This window comes from Photorhabdus tasmaniensis (assembly GCF_011189505.1).
Classification (GTDB): Bacteria; Pseudomonadota; Gammaproteobacteria; order Enterobacterales; family Enterobacteriaceae; genus Photorhabdus; species Photorhabdus tasmaniensis.
Genome location: NZ_PUJU01000172.1, coordinates 1 through 916, shown reverse-complemented (window position 1 = coordinate 916; position 916 = coordinate 1). Strand labels below are relative to the sequence as shown.

The 916-nt window shown below is 60.2% G+C and carries 1 protein-coding gene; it reads left to right on the top strand.

The genetic code is table 11. The annotated features are described in order from the left end of the window. Positions 1-81: 81 nt before the first annotated feature. On the top strand, positions 82-916 hold an 835-nt coding region (xerC, locus tag C5471_RS25530; RefSeq protein WP_422630945.1), incomplete at its 3' end, for a site-specific tyrosine recombinase XerC.

Here is a 916-nt window from a genome sequence, read left to right as displayed (position 1 = left end):
ACCAGCCTAGCAACAACGCTCGCCTCGCCAGACAGAAAAAAACGCCCCTCAGTAACGGAAGCCCACAGTCAACCCGACGCCATCCCGGCCCGCTTCGCCACCTTACGCCAGCATCTGGCCGCCTGGCTGGAAGCCGTTCAGGGACAGGGGTTAAGTGAACGGACACAGGAAGCTTATGAAGAACGGTTGTTGCCGTTCGTCACCTGGTGTGAAGCCCGCGGGGTCATGACCGCGCCGCAGGTCAGCCTGCCGTTGCTGGAAAGCTATCAGCGCTGGCTGAGAAGCGCCCGTAAAGCGAACGGACACCCCTATAGCCCGGGCAGTCAGCGGGACCGCCTGAGTGTCTTACGTCAGTGGTTCCGCTGGCTGCTGCAACGTCACCATATCCTGTATAACCCGACAGATAACCTGGTGTTGCCAAGAGAAGAAAAACGGCTGCCGGCCCAGGTGATGAATGAAGACGAAACCCACACGGTCTTAGCCGCGACGGATATCAACACCGCAACCGGACTGAGAAACCGGGCTATCCTTGAAGTGTTGTGGAGTACCGGTATCCGGCGGATGGAAGTGGCGAACCTGCTGTTAAGCGAAGTGGACTTCGGGCGCGGGGTGGTGCTGGTCAGACAGGGTAAAGGCCGTAAGGACCGGGTAGTGCCCATCGGTGAGCAGGCGCTGCACTGGTTAAGTCGCTGGCTCAGCGTCCGGCCCCAGTTAACGCGGCGGGGTGACAGCGGTCACCTGTTTATCACCAAAAAAGGCGGAGGGCTGGCCAGAGGCACGTTAACCCAGATAGCCGCTGACAGCATCCGTAAACAGGCGCAGCTGGCTAAACCGGGGGCCTGCCATCTGTTCCGCCACTCAATGGCAACTCAGATGCTGGAGAACGGCGCGGACACCCGGCATATCCAGGCGATAC